Origin of the sequence: Streptomyces lydicus, assembly GCF_001729485.1 — a bacterium.
In the GTDB taxonomy this organism is placed as follows: domain Bacteria; phylum Actinomycetota; class Actinomycetes; order Streptomycetales; family Streptomycetaceae; genus Streptomyces; species Streptomyces lydicus_D.
The window spans coordinates 486,449-501,544 of the sequence record NZ_CP017157.1 but is presented as its reverse complement, the minus strand read 5'-3'; the positions used below and the strand labels follow the sequence as shown (position 1 = coordinate 501,544).

Below are 15,096 nucleotides of genomic sequence, written 5' to 3'. Positions count from 1 at the left end.
CTCGCCGAGCCTGGCGGAACTGTTCCTAGGGGGTCCCCCTAGGAGGGATTACTTGGCCTTCTCGAGGATCTCGACGATGCGCCAGCGCTTGGTGGCGGACAGCGGCCGGGTCTCCATCAGGAGGACGCGGTCGCCGACACCGGCAGCGTTCTGCTCGTCGTGCGCCTTGAGCTTGTTGGTACGGCGGATGACCTTGCCGTACAGCGCGTGCTTGACGCGGTCCTCGACAGCGACGACAACGGTCTTGTCCATCTTGTCGCTGACGACGAGACCCTCACGGGTCTTGCGGAAACCGCGCTCGTTCGTCTCAGTCACATTCTTCTCGCTCATCAGGCGCTCTCCACCGTCTCGATGCCCAGCTCGCGCTCACGCATCAGGGTGTAGATCCGGGCGATGTCCTTGCGGACGGCCTTCAGCCGGCCGTGGTTCTCGAGCTGTCCGGTCGCCGCCTGGAAGCGGAGGTTGAACAGCTCCTCCTTGGCCTCACGAAGCTTGGCAACGAGGTCCTCGTTGTTCAGCTCGCGCAGCTCGGTCGCCTTGGTACCGGCCGCCATCACGACTCACCTGCCTCGCGCCGCACGATGCGGCACTTCATCGGAAGCTTGTGGGCGGCGCGGGTCAGCGCCTCCTTGGCAACCTTTTCGTTCGGGAAGGACAGCTCGAACATCACCCGACCGGGCTTGACGTTCGCGACCCACCACTCCGGAGAACCCTTACCGGAACCCATGCGGGTCTCGGCAGGCTTCTTCGTCAGCGGACGGTCGGGGTAGATGTTGATCCACACCTTGCCGCCACGCTTGATGTGACGGGTCATGGCAATACGAGCGGACTCGATCTGCCGGTTCGTCACGTAGGCCGGGGTGACGGCCTGGATTCCGTACTCACCGAAGGCCAGCTCGGTGCCACCCTTGGCCATACCGTTGCGCTTCGGGTGGTGCTGCTTGCGGTGCTTGACCCTGCGAGGGATCAGCATGTCGGTCAGGCCTCCGTTCCGGGGGTCTCCGCCGGAGCAGCGGCAGCGGCCTCGGCCTTGGGGGCCTCGGCAGCGGCGCTCTGCTGCTGCGGCTTGCGGCCACCGCGGCCGCCACGCTCGCCACCGCGGCGCGGGCGGTCGTTGCCGCCACCGCGGGCCGGGCGGTTACCCGCACGGGCGGCAGCGTTCTCGGCACGCACCTCGGCGATGTTCTTGACGTCGCCCTTGTAGATCCAGACCTTCACGCCGATGCGGCCGAAGGTGGTCTTGGCCTCGAAGAAGCCGTAGTCGACGTTCGCGCGGAGCGTGTGCAGGGGCACACGGCCCTCGCGGTAGAACTCCGAGCGGGACATCTCGGCGCCGCCGAGACGACCGCCGCACTGGATCTTGATGCCCTTGGCGCCGGCCTTCATCGTCGACTGCATGCTCTTACGCATGGCGCGACGGAAGGAGACGCGGGACGACAGCTGCTCGGCGACGGCCTGGGCCACCAGCTGAGCGTCGGTCTCGGGGTTCTTGACCTCGAGGATGTTCAGCTGGACCTGCTTGCCGGTCAGCTTCTCCAGCTCGCCGCGGATGCGGTCCGCCTCGGCGCCGCGGCGGCCGATGACGATGCCCGGACGAGCGGTGTGGATGTCAACGCGGACGCGCTCACGGGTGCGCTCGATCTCCACCTTCGAGATGCCGGCGCGCTCCATGCCCTTCGTCATCATGCGACGAATGGCGACGTCTTCCTTGACGTAGTCCTTGTACAGCTTGTCGGCGTACCAGCGGGACTTGAAGTCCGTCGTCACGCCGAGGCGGAACCCGTGCGGGTTTACCTTCTGGCCCATTACCGGGTTCCTTCCTTGCTGCTGACGACCACGGTGATGTGGCTGGTCCGCTTGCGGATCCGGTAGGCACGACCCTGAGCACGCGGGCGGAACCGCTTCAGGGTCGGGCCCTCGTCGACGTACGCCTCGCTGATAACCAGCGTGGAGGCGTCCGTGTGGTCGTAGTTGTGCGCGGCGTTGGCAATGGCGCTGTCCAGCACCTTGCCGACGGGCACGCTCGCGGCCTGCGGGGCGAAACGCAGGACCGCCTGAGCCTCCGTGGCATCCATGCCACGGATAAGGTCCACCACGCGGCGGGCCTTCATGGGCGTGACGCGGATGTACCGCGCCTGGGCCCTGGCTTCCATGGTTGTCCCTTCGGTGTCAGTCATAGTCTTCGCACTCCGGTCGATCAGCGACGACGCGACTTGCGGTCGTCCTTCTCGTGGCCGCGGAAGGTGCGGGTCGGCGCAAACTCGCCGAGCTTGTGGCCAACCATCGACTCGGTGACGAACACCGGGACGTGCTTGCGGCCGTCGTGCACCGCGATCGTGTGGCCGAGCATGGCCGGGACGATCATGGAGCGGCGGGACCAGGTCTTGATGACGTTCTTGGTGCCGGCATCGTTCTGAACATCCACCTTCTTGGAAAGGTGGTCGTCGACGAAGGGCCCCTTCTTGAGACTGCGCGGCATCTAAACCCGCTCCTAGCGCTTCTTGTTCGTCTTGCGGCGGCGGACGATGTACTTGTTGCTCGCCTTCTTCGGCGAACGAGTACGACCCTCCTTCTGACCCCAGGGCGAGACCGGGTGGCGACCACCGGAAGTCTTGCCCTCACCACCACCGTGCGGGTGGTCAACCGGGTTCATCACGACACCACGCACGGTCGGGCGGACGCCCTTCCAGCGCATGCGGCCGGCCTTGCCCCAGTTGATGTTCGACTGCTCGGCGTTGCCGACCTCGCCGACGGTGGCGCGGCAGCGCACGTCGACCAGGCGGATCTCACCGGACGGCATACGAAGGTGGGCCATCGCGCCCTCCTTCGCCAGCAGCTGCACGGAGGCGCCGGCCGAGCGGGCGAACTTCGCACCGCCGCCCGGACGCAGCTCGATCGCGTGGATCGTCGTACCCACGGGGATGTGACGCAGCGGCAGGTTGTTGCCCGGCTTGATGTCGGCGCCAGGGCCGTTCTCAATCCGAGCACCCTGGGCCAGGCCACGGGGCGCGATGATGTAGCGCTTCTCGCCGTCTGCGTAGTGCAGCAGCGCGATGCGCGCGGTGCGGTTCGGGTCGTACTCGATGTGCGCGACCTTGGCCGGCACGCCGTCCTTGTCGTGACGACGGAAGTCGATCACTCGGTAGGCGCGCTTGTGGCCACCGCCCTGGTGGCGAACGGTCACACGACCGGCGTTGTTACGGCCGCCCTTGCTGTGCAGCGGGCGGACCAGCGACTTCTCCGGCGTGGACCGCGTGATCTCGACAAAGTCGGCGACGCTGGAGCCACGACGGCCCGGGGTCGTCGGCTTGTACTTGCGGATACCCATTTCTCAGTCCTCGTCCGATTCCGGACGACTCGGACTCCGTTAGGAGACCGGGCCGCCGAAGATGTCGATACGGTCGCCCTCAGCGAGGGTCACGATGGCGCGCTTGGTGTCAGCGCGCTTGCCGTAACCGGTGCGGGTGCGCTTGCGCTTGCCCTGCCGGTTGATCGTGTTGACCCCGGTGACCTTGACCGAGAAGACCGCCTCGACGGCCTGCTTGATCTGGGTCTTGTTGCTGCCGGGCGCGACGATGAACGTGTACTTGTTCTCGTCCAGCAGCGCGTAGCTCTTCTCGGAAACCACCGGCTTGACGAGCACGTCGCGCGGGTCCGTGAAGGTCTTGCTCGTGACGACGGCCTCAGTCATCAGGCGTCGCTCCCTTCGGTCTCAGCGTTGGCCTTGGGGCCAGACACGAAGGACTCGAAGGCGGCCTTGGTGAAGACCACGTCGTCGGAGACGAGCACGTCGTACGTGTTCAGCTGGCCCGGCTCCAGGAGGTGGACCTGGGGCAGGTTGCGGGCGGAGAACCACGCGGCCTCGTCGCTGCGCTCGACGACCAGGAGCACGTTCTTGCGCTCGCTGACCTTGCCGAGGAGAGCCTTGGCGGCCTTGGTGGAGATCTCGCCCTCGACCACGCCGGAAACGACGTGGATGCGGCTGTTGCGGGCCCGGTCGGTGAGGGCACCGCGCAGGGCGGCAACCTTCATCTTCTTCGGGGTCCGCTGGCTGTAGTCACGCGGCACGGGGCCGTGGACGATGCCACCGCCGGCGAACTGCGGCGCACGGGTCGAACCCTGGCGCGCGCGGCCGGTGCCCTTCTGGCGGTAAGGCTTCTTGCCACCGCCGCGGACCTCGCCGCGAGTCTTCGTCTTGTGCGTGCCCTGACGGGCAGCGGCCAGCTGCGCGACAACGACCTGGTGGATCAGCGGAATGCTGACCTTGGCGTCGAAGATCTCCGCGGGGAGCTCGACGGACCCGGCCTTGTCGCCTGCCGGCGAAAGGATGTCAATGGTGCTCATCGGTTACCTCAGGCCCCCTTGGCCGCGGTACGGACCAGGACGAGGCCGCCGTTCGGACCAGGAACTGCGCCCTTGATGAGCAGCAGACCCTTCTCCGCGTCAACGGCGTGGACGGTCAGGTTCTGGGTGGTGACCCGCTCATTGCCCATACGGCCGGCCATCCGCATGCCCTTGAACACGCGGCCCGGGGTGGCGCAGCCACCGATGGAGCCCGGCTTGCGGTGCACGCGGTGGGCACCGTGCGAAGCCTTGCCACCGCCGAAGCCGTGACGCTTCATGACACCGGCGAAGCCCTTGCCCTTGCTCTTGCCGGTCACGTCCACCTTGACGCCGGACTCGAAGGTCTCAGCGGTCAGCTCCTGGCCGAGGGTGTACTCACCGGCATCGGGAGTACGGACCTCGACGAGGTGACGGCGGGGGGTGACGTCGGCCTTCGCGAAGTGGCCCTTGAGGGGCTTGTTCACCTTGCGCGGGTCGATCTCGCCGAAGGCGATCTGGACGGAGTCGTAACCGTCCTGGTCATTGGTGCGCACCTGGGTAACGACACAGGGGCCGGCCTTGACCACAGTGACCGGGACGACACGGTTGTTCTCGTCCCAGACCTGGGTCATGCCGAGCTTCTCGCCCAGGATGCCCTTGATCTGCTTAGCCATCTCTTCCGCGCCTCTCAGAGCTTGATCTCGATGTCAACGCCGGCCGGAAGGTCCAGGCGCATCAGCGAGTCAACGGTCTTGGGCGTCGGGTCGAGGATGTCGATCAGGCGCTTGTGCGTGCGCATCTCGAAGTGCTCGCGCGAGTCCTTGTACTTGTGCGGCGACTTGATGACGCAGTACACGTTCTTTTCAGTGGGCAGCGGCACCGGGCCCGCGACCGACGCACCAGTGCGCGTCACCGTCTCGACGATCTTCTTCGCCGAGGAGTCGATGACCTCGTGGTCGTAGGCCTTGAGCCGGATGCGGATCTTCTGTCCCGCCATGGCTACTTCGTAGTCCTGTCTCTCGTAACGCTCTGGGACCCGGTGCGCTGCGCCTCTGTCGAAGCACCGTTCTTCTCCGACCCACGCGGTCGGGCGTGTCGCACCCCTTCCCGTAAATCTCCGCAGGGGAGATCCTTCAAGAAGGAGAGGTAGGGGAAGAACACCCACCGGGCGCCTGGCCGAGGCACCCCGCTGACGCTTCCCGGAAGATTCCCGTATTTCCGGCCCTGAGAAGGGACGACGAATACCTGGGACTCGCTTCCGGTCCTCCCGGCGGGAGGCGCGCAGCATCGGCACTCAACCGAGCAACCTGGACAGTGTGCCATACCCGGGACGCCGAAGGCCAATCGGGTCCAACTGTCAAGGAGCCCCGCCCACCTGATGGTGGACGGGGCTCCTTGCTGCTCGGTCGAGCTACCGGGTCTCCCCGATCAACAATTACTTGTTGATCTTGGTGACCTGGCCGGCGCCGACGGTCCGGCCACCCTCACGGATGGCGAACTTCAGGCCCTCTTCCATGGCGACCGGCTGGATCAGCGAGACGGACATCTCGGTGTTGTCGCCGGGCATGACCATCTCGGTGCCCTCGGGGAGGGTCACCACACCGGTCACGTCAGTCGTACGGAAGTAGAACTGCGGACGGTAGTTGTTGAAGAACGGCGTGTGGCGGCCGCCCTCGTCCTTGGACAGGATGTACGCCTGCGCCTCGAACTCGGTGTGCGGGGTGACCGAGCCCGGCTTGATGATGACCTGGCCGCGCTCGACGTCCTCGCGCTTGATACCGCGAAGCAGCAGACCGACGTTCTCACCGGCCTGGCCCTCGTCGAGGAGCTTCCGGAACATCTCGATACCGGTGACCGTGGTGGTGGTCTTCTCGGTCTTGATGCCGATGATGTCGACGGTCTCGTTGACCTTGAGGACACCACGCTCGATACGACCGGTGACAACGGTGCCACGGCCGGTGATCGTGAAGACGTCCTCGATCGGCATCAGGAACGGCTTGTCGACGTCGCGCTCGGGCTGCGGGATCGACTCGTCGACGGCGGCCATCAGGTTCAGGACCGACTGGCCCCACTCCTTGTCACCCTCGAGCGCCTTGAGCGCCGAGACCTTGACGACCGGAACGTCGTCGCCGGGGAACTCGTACTCGGAGAGGAGCTCACGGACCTCGAGCTCGACGAGCTCCAGGATCTCCTCGTCGTCCACCATGTCGGCCTTGTTCAGGGCGACAACGATGTACGGAACGCCGACCTGGCGGGCCAGGAGCACGTGCTCCTTGGTCTGCGGCATCGGGCCGTCGGTCGCGGCGACCACGAGGATGGCGCCGTCCATCTGCGCCGCACCCGTGATCATGTTCTTGATGTAGTCCGCGTGACCGGGGCAGTCGACGTGGGCGTAGTGACGGTTCTCCGTCTGGTACTCGACGTGCGCGATGGAGATGGTGATACCGCGCTGGCGCTCCTCAGGAGCCTTGTCGATCTGGTCGAAGGCCGAGGCCTCGTTCAGGTCCGGGTACGCGTCGTGCAGCACCTTGGTAATGGCGGCCGTGAGGGTCGTCTTACCGTGGTCGATGTGACCGATGGTGCCGATGTTGACGTGCGGCTTAGTCCGCTCGAACTTCGCCTTCGCCACTGGGGTCCTCCTGTGGAGTGGTTCTGTACGCCTTACTCATCGGCGCCAGGTGATCTTTGCTGGGGTGCCGGCTGGCGGGGCAATCCTCACGGATTGCGGGGATTGCCCCGTCAGACGGTGTCAAGCCTAAAGCGTGTTGCGGTCCGACTCCTACGAGACCGGACTTACTCGCCCTTGGCCTTCGCGATGATCTCCTCGGCGACGTTCCGCGGAACCTCGGCGTAGGAGTCGAACTGCATCGAGTAGCTCGCGCGACCCGACGTCTTGCTGCGGAGGTCTCCGACGTAGCCGAACATCTCCGAGAGCGGAACCAGGCCCGTGACGAGCTTGGCGCCGCTGCGGTCCTCCATGGACTGGATCTGACCACGGCGGGAGTTGATGTCGCCGATCACGTCGCCCATGTAGTCCTCGGGCGTGGTGACCTCGACCTTCATCATCGGCTCGAGCAGGGCCGGGGAAGCCTTGCGCGCGGCCTCCTTGAAGGCCATCGAACCGGCGATCTTGAAGGCCATCTCGGACGAGTCGACCTCGTGGAACGCACCGTCGAGGAGGGTGACCTTGACACCGGTCAGCGGGTAGCCGGCGAGAACACCGAACTCCATGGCCTCCTGGCAGCCCGCGTCCACGGACGGGATGTACTCCCGCGGGATGCGGCCACCGGTGACCTTGTTCTCGAACTCGTACCCGTCGCCCTCGAGCGGCGCGATGGCGATCTGCACCTTCGCGAACTGGCCGGAACCACCAGTCTGCTTCTTGTGCGTGTAGTCGAGACGCTCGACCGGCTTGCGCAGGGTCTCGCGGTAGGCGACCTGCGGCTTGCCGACGTTGGCCTCGACCCGGAACTCACGCTTCATACGGTCGACCAGCACGTCGAGGTGCAGCTCGCCCATACCCGCGATGATGGTCTGGCCGGTCTCCTCGTCGGTGTGCACCTGGAACGAGGGGTCCTCTTCGGCGAGACGCTGGATGGCGACACCCAGCTTCTCCTGGTCGCCCTTGGACTTGGGCTCGATGGCGACCTGGATGACCGGGGCCGGGAACTCCATCGACTCCAGGATGACCTGGTTCGAGGAGTCACAGAGGGTCTCACCGGTGGTGGTCTGCTTCAGACCCATGACGGCGACGATGTCACCGGCACCCACCGAGTCGATCTCCTCACGCTTGTTCGCGTGCATCCGGTAGATCTTGCCGATGCGCTCCTTCTTGCCCTTCACCGAGTTCTGCACCTGCGAGCCGGCCTCAAGGCGGCCCGAGTACACCCGGATGAAGGTGAGCTTGCCCAGGTGGGGGTCGCTCGCAATCTTGAACGCCAGGGCCGCCAGCGGCTCGTCCTCGGACGGCTTGCGCTTGACGATCTCCTCCGGGTCGTTGACCGCGTGGCCCTCGATGGCCTCGACGTCCAGCGGGGAGGGGAGGTAGCGCACGACCGCGTCGAGCAGGGGCTGCACGCCCTTGTTCTTGAACGCGGTACCGCAGAACACCGGGGTGACCGTGGTGTTCTCGGCCTTGCCGGAAGCGATCGTGATGCGACGGATCGCCGCGTAGAGCTGCTCCTCGGTGGGCTCCTGGCCCTCCAGGTAGAGCTCCATGATCTCTTCGTCGTTCTCGGCCACGGTCTCGAGGAGCTTGCCGCGCCACTCGTCGGCGGCCTCGATGTGCGTGTCCGGGATGTCGACGGTGTCGTACATCTCGCCCTTGGCGGCCTCGGCCGACCAGACCAGGGCCTTCATCTTGACGAGGTCGACGACACCCTTGAAGTCCATCTCGGTGCCGATGGGCAGCTGCATGACGATCGGGGTCGCGCCGAGGCGGTCCGTGATCATGTCGACGCAGCGGTGGAACTCGGCACCCGTACGGTCGAGCTTGTTGACGAAGCAGATGCGCGGAACGCCGTAGCGGTCCGCCTGACGCCAAACGGTCTCGGACTGGGGCTCGACACCGGCAACGCCGTCGAACACCGTCACGGCACCGTCGAGCACGCGCAGCGAACGCTCCACCTCGACGGTGAAGTCGACGTGGCCCGGCGTGTCGATGATGTTGATGGTGTTGTCGACGTTCTCCAGCGGCCAGTGGCAGGTCGTCGCGGCAGACGTGATCGTGATGCCGCGCTCCTGCTCCTGCTCCATCCAGTCCATCGTGGCAGCGCCGTCGTGGACTTCACCGATCTTGTAAGAGACACCGGTGTAGAACAGGATCCGCTCGGTGGTGGTCGTCTTGCCCGCGTCGATGTGGGCCATGATCCCGATGTTGCGGACCTTGGCCAGGTCAAGCGAAGTGGTAGCCATATCGGCTCAATCTTCTCTCGGTCTCGATGTGGGTTGCGACTACCAGCGGTAGTGCGCGAAGGCCTTGTTGGACTCGGCCATCTTGTGCGTGTCCTCACGCTTCTTGACCGAAGCGCCGAGGCCGTTGGAGGCGTCGAGCAGTTCGTTCATGAGGCGCTCGGTCATGGTCTTCTCGCGGCGGGCGCGGGAGTAACCCACGAGCCAGCGGAGCGACAGGGTGGCGGCGCGGCCGGGCTTGACCTCGACCGGGACCTGGTAGGTCGCGCCACCGACACGGCGGGACTTGACCTCAAGGGTCGGCTTGATGTTCTCGAGCGCGCGCTTGAGCGTGATGACCGGGTCGTTGCCGGTCTTCTCGCGCAGACCCTCCATGGCGCCGTAAACGATGCGCTCAGCGGTGGAGCGCTTGCCGTTCAGCAGCACCTTGTTGATGAGGGAGGTCACCAGAGGAGAACCGTAGACCGGGTCGATGATGACCGGGCGCTTCGGGGCGGGGCCCTTACGAGGCATTCTTACTTCTCCTTCTTGGCGCCGTAGCGGCTGCGAGCCTGCTTGCGGTTCTTGACGCCCTGCGTGTCGAGGGAGCCGCGGATGATCTTGTACCGAACACCCGGCAGGTCCTTCACACGACCACCACGCACGAGCACGATCGAGTGCTCCTGCAGGTTGTGGCCCTCACCCGGAATGTAAGCGGTGACCTCGATCCCGCTGGTCAGACGCACACGCGCGACCTTACGCAGGGCCGAGTTCGGCTTCTTCGGGGTGGTCGTGAAAACACGCGTGCAGACGCCACGGCGCTGGGGGGAACCCTCAAGCGCGGGCGTCTTGTTCTTCTCGACCTTGTCCTGCCGGCCCTTGCGGACCAGCTGCTGGATCGTAGGCACCGTTTCTCCGGTTTCTGTGTGCCAGTCTCGGTAAAGCTAACCTGGAACATCCCCGACCCACGCGGTCGGGTGTGTCGAATACTGCAGTCCGGTCTCTCGCTGGAACGAGAAAGGCGGCAGATTGCGGTGTCAAAACCAGGTCTCCGTGCGGAGGGCACTCGCTCCGGCCCGAAGGCTCGGGGAGATTGCGCGCACGGCAGGCCAGGGACACCCCAGGCACAAGGTCAGAGCGTACCTACCGCATTGGCTGCGGTCAAAACAAATGCACACGCGAAGGACACGCCGGACTCCTCACGGCGTTGCGGCCACCGTAGTGCGATCGGTCGTCGTACGGAAGAAGGCGCCACATCCCTGCAACACAGGGCGGCGGACCCGCGGGCCGGTCAGAGATTGACCGCCGCGGAGAGGATGAAGACCAGGAGGAACAGCGCCCAGCCGCCGATCGCCAGCCACCCCAGGATCAGCCCCGCGACGGCCTGGCCGTCGCCCCGCTCCCCGGTCCGGCGAATCTCGGCCCGCGCCTTGTGCCCCAGGATGACGGCCGGGATCGCCGTCAGCCCCCACGTCACCGGCGTCATGATCCCACAGACCAGCGAACCGGTCGCCGAGCTGTTCGTCGACACCGGCATCGGCATCTGCATCGGCAGGAACGCCGGCGGCACCATGGGCCGCTGCGGCATGAACTGCGCCTGCGGCACCGGCCCCATCGGCAGGTCCGCGACCAGCATCTGCAACTCGGCATGGGTCTGCGCCTTGTACGCCCGGGCGATCCGCTGTTCGTACTCCGGCTGCTGGAGCCGGCCCTCGGCGAATCCCGCCTTCAGCACATCGACCGCCCGCTCGCGGTCCGCGTGCGAGGCACGCATGGCAGGCACCTGATTCGACGGCTGGACGGGCTGCCCACCCTGCCATGGCTGGAATGCCACTTCGCGAACCTCCCCCCGCTCGACAGTTCTCCCCATCTTCTCATCACAGACGCAGGGATGGGAGGACAAGTTCCCCCGAGCGGCCCCCAATGCCGCAGGGCGGCCACCCGTGAGGGATGGCCGCCCTGTCGCTGTCGTACAGGCCAGAACTACTGGTTGTACGGGCCGTAGTCGTAGTCCTCCAGCGGGACCGCCTGGCCGGAGCCGGTGCCGAAGGGCGAGTAGTCGATGTCGTCGTAACCGACGGCCGAGTACATCGCGGCCTTGGCCTCCTCGGTGGGCTCGACCCGGATGTTGCGGTAGCGGGACAGGCCCGTACCGGCCGGGATGAGCTTACCGATGATGACGTTCTCCTTGAGGCCGATCAGGGAGTCCGACTTGGCGTTGATCGCCGCGTCGGTCAGGACCCTGGTCGTCTCCTGGAAGGACGCCGCCGACAGCCAGGACTCGGTGGCCAGCGAAGCCTTGGTGATACCCATCAGCTGCGGACGGCCGGAGGCCGGGTGGCCGCCTTCCGCCACGACCCGACGGTTCTCGCTCTCGAACTTCGTGCGCTCCACGAGCTCGCCCGGCAGCAGCTCCGCGTCGCCGGACTCGATGATCGTCACGCGGCGCAGCATCTGCCGGATGATGATCTCGATGTGCTTGTCGTGGATCGCCACGCCCTGGCTGTTGTAGACCTTCTGGACCTCGCCGACCAGGTGGACCTGGACGGCACGCTGGCCGAGGATCCGCAGCACGTCGTGCGGGTTGATCGCACCCACGGTCATCGGCTGACCGACCGTGACGTGGTCACCCTCGCCGACCAGGAGACGGGCACGCTTGGAGACGCCGTAGGCCATCTCGTCGCTGCCGTCGTCCGGGGTGACGACGACCTTCTTGGTCTTCTCGGTCTCCTCGATCCGGACGCGGCCGGCCGCCTCCGAGATCGGGGCGACACCCTTGGGCGTACGGGCCTCGAAGAGCTCGACGACACGCGGCAGACCCAGGGTGATGTCGTCACCGGCCACACCACCGGTGTGGAAGGTACGCATCGTCAGCTGGGTGCCGGGCTCACCGATGGACTGGGCGGCGATGATGCCGACCGCCTCACCGATGTCGACCAGCTTGCCGGTGGCCAGCGAGCGGCCGTAGCAGAAGGCACAGGTGCCGACCGCGGACTCACAGGTCAGGACCGAGCGGGTCTTGACCTCCTCGACGCCGGCGTTGACCAGCGCGTCGATGAGCACGTCACCGAGGTCGACGTTCGCCGGCGCGACGACCTTGCCGTCGACGACGACGTCCTCGGCCAGCATGCGGGCGTAGACGCTGGACTCGACGTCGTCCGCCTTGCGCAGGACACCGGCGGCGTCCTTCGAGGCGATCCGCAGCTTGAGGCCGCGCTCGGTGCCGCAGTCCTCCTCGCGAATGATGACGTCCTGGGAGACGTCGACCAGACGACGGGTGAGGTAACCGGAGTCGGCGGTACGAAGGGCGGTGTCCGCCAGACCCTTACGGGCACCGTGCGTGGAGATGAAGTACTCCAGCACGGACAGACCCTCGCGGAACGACGCCTTGATGGGACGCGGGATGGTCTCGTTCTTCGCGTTCGACACCAGACCACGCATACCGGCGATCTGCCGCATCTGCATCATGTTTCCTCGGGCACCCGAGTCAACCATCATGAAGATGGGGTTCGTCTTGGGGAAGTTCTCGTTCATCGCCTCGGCGACCTCGTTGGTCGCCTTGGTCCAGATGTTGATCAGTTCCTGAGTGCGCTCGTCCTTGGTGATCAGACCGCGCTCGTACTGCTTCTGGACCTTCTCGTCCTGGGCCTCGTAGCCCGCGACGATGGCCTTCTTGGCCTCCGGCACGACGATGTCCGAGACGGCGACGGTGACGCCGGAACGGGTCGCCCAGTGGAAGCCGGCCGCCTTCAGGTTGTCGAGCGTCGCCGCCACGATGACCTTGGGGTAGCGCTCGGCCAGGTCGTTGACGATCGCGGAGAGCTGCTTCTTGCCCACCGAGTAGTCGACGAACGGGTAGTCCTCGGGCAGCAGCTCGTTGAAGAGCGCGCGGCCCAGGGTCGTACGCAGCCGGAAGCTGTCACCCTGCTGCCACTCGGGCTCGCCCTCCTCCGGAACCGGCGGGGTCCAGCCGCGGGGCGGGACGGTGCCGATCGGGAAGCGGATGTCGACCTTCGCCTGGAGCGAGAGCTCGCGGGCGTCGAAGGCCATGATCGCCTCGGCGACCGAGCCGAACGCACGGCCCTCACCGATGACCTTGCGCTCCTCCTCATCCGTGGTGAGGAAGAAGAGACCGAGCACCATGTCCTGGGTCGGCATGGTGACCGGACGGCCGTCGGCCGGCTTGAGGATGTTGTTCGAGGACAGCATCAGGATGCGGGCCTCGGCCTGCGCCTCCGCGGACAGCGGGAGGTGGACGGCCATCTGGTCACCGTCGAAGTCCGCGTTGAACGCGGTGCAGACGAGCGGGTGAATCTGAATGGCCTTGCCCTCGACCAGCTGCGGCTCGAACGCCTGGATGCCGAGGCGGTGCAGGGTGGGCGCACGGTTCAGCAGCACCGGGTGCTCGGCGATGACCTCTTCGAGCACGTCGTAGACGACCGTGCGGCCGCGCTCGACCATGCGCTTGGCCGACTTGATGTTCTGCGCGTGGTTCAGGTCGACCAGGCGCTTCATCACGAACGGCTTGAAGAGCTCCAGCGCCATGGCCTTGGGCAGACCGCACTGGTGCAGCTTGAGCTGCGGGCCGACGACGATGACGGAACGCGCCGAGTAGTCGACTCGCTTACCGAGCAGGTTCTGACGGAACCGGCCCTGCTTACCCTTCAGCATGTCGCTGAGGGACTTCAGCGGACGGTTACCGGGACCGGTGACCGGGCGACCGCGGCGGCCGTTGTCGAACAGCGCGTCGACGGCCTCCTGCAGCATCCGCTTCTCGTTGTTCACGATGATCTCGGGGGCACCGAGGTCAAGGAGACGCTTGAGGCGGTTGTTGCGGTTGATCACACGGCGGTACAGGTCGTTCAGGTCGGAGGTCGCGAAGCGGCCACCGTCCAGCTGCACCATCGGACGCAGGTCCGGCGGGATCACCGGGATGCAGTCCAGCACCATGCCCTTGGGGCTGTTGCGGGTCTGCAGGAAGGCGGAGACGACCTTGAGGCGCTTGAGCGCACGGGTCTTCTTCTGGCCCTTGCCGGTACGGATGATCTCGCGGAGGCGCTCGGCCTCCTCCTCGAGGTCGAAGGTCTCCAGGCGCTTCTGCAGGGCAGCGGCCCCCATGGAGCCGTCGAAGTACGTGCCGAAGCGGTCACGCAGCTCGCGGTAGAGCAGCTCGTCGCCCTCCAGGTCCTGGACCTTGAGGTTCTTGAAGCGGCTCCAGACCTCGTCGAGGCGGTCGATCTCGCGCTGCGCACGGTCGCGCAGCTGCTTCATCTCACGCTCGGCGCCCTCGCGCACCTTGCGGCGCACGTCCGCCTTGGCGCCCTCGGCCTCCAGCTCGGCCAGGTCGGTCTCGAGCTTCTTGGCGCGGGCCTCCAGGTCGGAGTCGCGGCGCTGCTCGATCTGCTGGCGCTCGACGGAGACGTGGGCCTCCAGCGAGGGCAGGTCGCGCGTACGGCGCTCCTCGTCCACCCACGTGATCATGTAGGCGGCGAAGTAAATGACCTTCTCGAGGTCCTTGGGCGCGAGGTCCAGCAGGTAGCCCAGCCGGCTCGGGACGCCCTTGAAGTACCAGATGTGGGTAACAGGAGCGGCCAGCTCGATGTGGCCCATCCGCTCACGACGCACCTTGGCGCGAGTGACCTCGACGCCGCAGCGCTCGCAGATGATGCCCTTGAAGCGGACGCGCTTGTACTTACCGCAGTAGCACTCCCAGTCCCGGGTAGGACCGAAGATCTTCTCGCAGAAGAGTCCGTCCTTTTCGGGCTTGAGGGTGCGGTAGTTGATGGTCTCCGGCTTCTTGACCTCACCGTGGGACCACTGACGGATGTCGTCAGCGGTGGCGAGGCCGATCCGCAGCTCGTCGAAGAAGTTGACGTCGAGCAC

At 66.1% G+C, this 15,096-nt stretch carries 17 protein-coding genes; all 17 read right to left on the bottom strand.

Features of this window, described 5'->3' with window-relative positions; genetic code table 11:
- Window positions 1-48: 48 nt before the first annotated feature.
- Window positions 49-330, bottom strand: a complete 282-nt coding sequence (gene rpsQ / locus SL103_RS02255; RefSeq protein WP_006604882.1) for a 30S ribosomal protein S17 — start codon at window positions 328-330, stop codon at window positions 49-51.
- On the bottom strand, window positions 330-554 hold the full coding sequence (rpmC, locus tag SL103_RS02250) for a 50S ribosomal protein L29 (RefSeq protein WP_004950453.1): 225 nt from the start codon (window positions 552-554) through the stop codon (window positions 330-332). Before rpmC ends, rpsQ begins: the two co-directional genes overlap by 1 nt.
- On the bottom strand, window positions 554-973 hold the full coding sequence (rplP, locus tag SL103_RS02245) for a 50S ribosomal protein L16 (protein ID WP_004571829.1): 420 nt from the start codon (window positions 971-973) through the stop codon (window positions 554-556). Before rplP ends, rpmC begins: the two co-directional genes overlap by 1 nt.
- A gap of 5 nt (window positions 974-978) precedes the next feature.
- Window positions 979-1,806 (bottom strand): 30S ribosomal protein S3, encoded by an 828-nt coding sequence (rpsC, locus tag SL103_RS02240; protein WP_069567069.1) that lies wholly within the window; start codon window positions 1,804-1,806, stop codon window positions 979-981.
- The gene (gene rplV / locus SL103_RS02235) at window positions 1,806-2,153 is read right to left on the bottom strand and encodes a 50S ribosomal protein L22 (protein WP_009997296.1); all 348 of its coding nucleotides are present in this window, start codon (window positions 2,151-2,153) and stop codon (window positions 1,806-1,808) included. Before rplV ends, rpsC begins: the two co-directional genes overlap by 1 nt.
- Window positions 2,154-2,197: 44 nt before the next feature.
- A complete protein-coding gene (gene rpsS / locus SL103_RS02230) occupies window positions 2,198-2,479 on the bottom strand; it encodes a 30S ribosomal protein S19 (RefSeq protein ID WP_018090899.1) in 282 nt (93 codons plus the stop codon).
- Between the two features lie 12 nt (window positions 2,480-2,491).
- Window positions 2,492-3,328 carry a 50S ribosomal protein L2 gene (gene rplB / locus SL103_RS02225; protein ID WP_006604876.1) on the bottom strand — a complete coding sequence of 279 codons (837 nt, stop codon included), beginning with the start codon at window positions 3,326-3,328 and terminating at the stop codon, window positions 2,492-2,494.
- 39 nt (window positions 3,329-3,367) lie between these two features.
- The gene (gene rplW, locus SL103_RS02220) at window positions 3,368-3,691 is read right to left on the bottom strand and encodes a 50S ribosomal protein L23 (RefSeq protein WP_069567068.1); all 324 of its coding nucleotides are present in this window, start codon (window positions 3,689-3,691) and stop codon (window positions 3,368-3,370) included.
- Window positions 3,691-4,344 carry a 50S ribosomal protein L4 gene (gene rplD, locus SL103_RS02215; protein ID WP_069567067.1) on the bottom strand — a complete coding sequence of 218 codons (654 nt, stop codon included), beginning with the start codon at window positions 4,342-4,344 and terminating at the stop codon, window positions 3,691-3,693. The genes rplW and rplD overlap by 1 nt, the downstream gene beginning before the upstream one ends.
- An 8-nt stretch (window positions 4,345-4,352) precedes the next feature.
- Window positions 4,353-4,997: a 50S ribosomal protein L3 gene (rplC, locus tag SL103_RS02210; protein ID WP_030413011.1), complete on the bottom strand. Its 645-nt coding sequence runs from the start codon at window positions 4,995-4,997 to the stop codon at window positions 4,353-4,355.
- 14 nt (window positions 4,998-5,011) lie between these two features.
- Window positions 5,012-5,320 (bottom strand): 30S ribosomal protein S10, encoded by a 309-nt coding sequence (gene rpsJ / locus SL103_RS02205; RefSeq protein ID WP_003948644.1) that lies wholly within the window; start codon window positions 5,318-5,320, stop codon window positions 5,012-5,014.
- A 438-nt stretch (window positions 5,321-5,758) separates the two neighbouring features.
- Window positions 5,759-6,952: an elongation factor Tu gene (tuf, locus tag SL103_RS02200; RefSeq protein WP_033269709.1), complete on the bottom strand. Its 1,194-nt coding sequence runs from the start codon at window positions 6,950-6,952 to the stop codon at window positions 5,759-5,761.
- 164 nt (window positions 6,953-7,116) lie between these two features.
- Window positions 7,117-9,237: an elongation factor G gene (gene fusA, locus SL103_RS02195; RefSeq protein WP_069567066.1), complete on the bottom strand. Its 2,121-nt coding sequence runs from the start codon at window positions 9,235-9,237 to the stop codon at window positions 7,117-7,119.
- 39 nt (window positions 9,238-9,276) lie between these two features.
- Window positions 9,277-9,747, bottom strand: a complete 471-nt coding sequence (rpsG, locus tag SL103_RS02190) for a 30S ribosomal protein S7 (RefSeq protein ID WP_004571813.1) — start codon at window positions 9,745-9,747, stop codon at window positions 9,277-9,279.
- Between the two features lie 2 nt (window positions 9,748-9,749).
- Window positions 9,750-10,121, bottom strand: coding sequence for a 30S ribosomal protein S12 (gene rpsL / locus SL103_RS02185; protein WP_003948652.1), 372 nt, complete (start codon window positions 10,119-10,121; stop codon window positions 9,750-9,752).
- A gap of 383 nt (window positions 10,122-10,504) precedes the next feature.
- Entirely contained in the window at window positions 10,505-10,987 is a 483-nt protein-coding gene (locus tag SL103_RS02180) for a DUF1707 and DUF4190 domain-containing protein (protein WP_069567065.1), read from the bottom strand.
- A gap of 209 nt (window positions 10,988-11,196) precedes the next feature.
- Window positions 11,197-15,096 carry a DNA-directed RNA polymerase subunit beta' gene (locus tag SL103_RS02175; protein WP_069567064.1) on the bottom strand — a complete coding sequence of 1,300 codons (3,900 nt, stop codon included), beginning with the start codon at window positions 15,094-15,096 and terminating at the stop codon, window positions 11,197-11,199.

Coding starts and splice junctions, on each gene's coding strand:
- rplD (WP_069567067.1), bottom strand. CDS start 4,344: ATGAGCACCATTGACATCCTTTCGCCGGCAGGCGACAAGGCCGGGTCC.
- rpsS (WP_018090899.1), bottom strand. CDS start 2,479: ATGCCGCGCAGTCTCAAGAAGGGGCCCTTCGTCGACGACCACCTTTCC.
- rplV (WP_009997296.1), bottom strand. CDS start 2,153: ATGGAAGCCAGGGCCCAGGCGCGGTACATCCGCGTCACGCCCATGAAG.
- rplC (WP_030413011.1), bottom strand. CDS start 4,997: ATGGCTAAGCAGATCAAGGGCATCCTGGGCGAGAAGCTCGGCATGACC.
- rplW (WP_069567068.1), bottom strand. CDS start 3,691: ATGACTGAGGCCGTCGTCACGAGCAAGACCTTCACGGACCCGCGCGAC.
- rpsG (WP_004571813.1), bottom strand. CDS start 9,747: ATGCCTCGTAAGGGCCCCGCCCCGAAGCGCCCGGTCATCATCGACCCG.
- rplP (WP_004571829.1), bottom strand. CDS start 973: ATGCTGATCCCTCGCAGGGTCAAGCACCGCAAGCAGCACCACCCGAAG.
- SL103_RS02180 (WP_069567065.1), bottom strand. CDS start 10,987: ATGCGTGCCTCGCACGCGGACCGCGAGCGGGCGGTCGATGTGCTGAAG.
- rpmC (WP_004950453.1), bottom strand. CDS start 554: ATGGCGGCCGGTACCAAGGCGACCGAGCTGCGCGAGCTGAACAACGAG.
- rpsC (WP_069567069.1), bottom strand. CDS start 1,806: ATGGGCCAGAAGGTAAACCCGCACGGGTTCCGCCTCGGCGTGACGACG.
- fusA (WP_069567066.1), bottom strand. CDS start 9,237: ATGGCTACCACTTCGCTTGACCTGGCCAAGGTCCGCAACATCGGGATC.
- rpsJ (WP_003948644.1), bottom strand. CDS start 5,320: ATGGCGGGACAGAAGATCCGCATCCGGCTCAAGGCCTACGACCACGAG.
- rplB (WP_006604876.1), bottom strand. CDS start 3,328: ATGGGTATCCGCAAGTACAAGCCGACGACCCCGGGCCGTCGTGGCTCC.
- rpsQ (WP_006604882.1), bottom strand. CDS start 330: ATGAGCGAGAAGAATGTGACTGAGACGAACGAGCGCGGTTTCCGCAAG.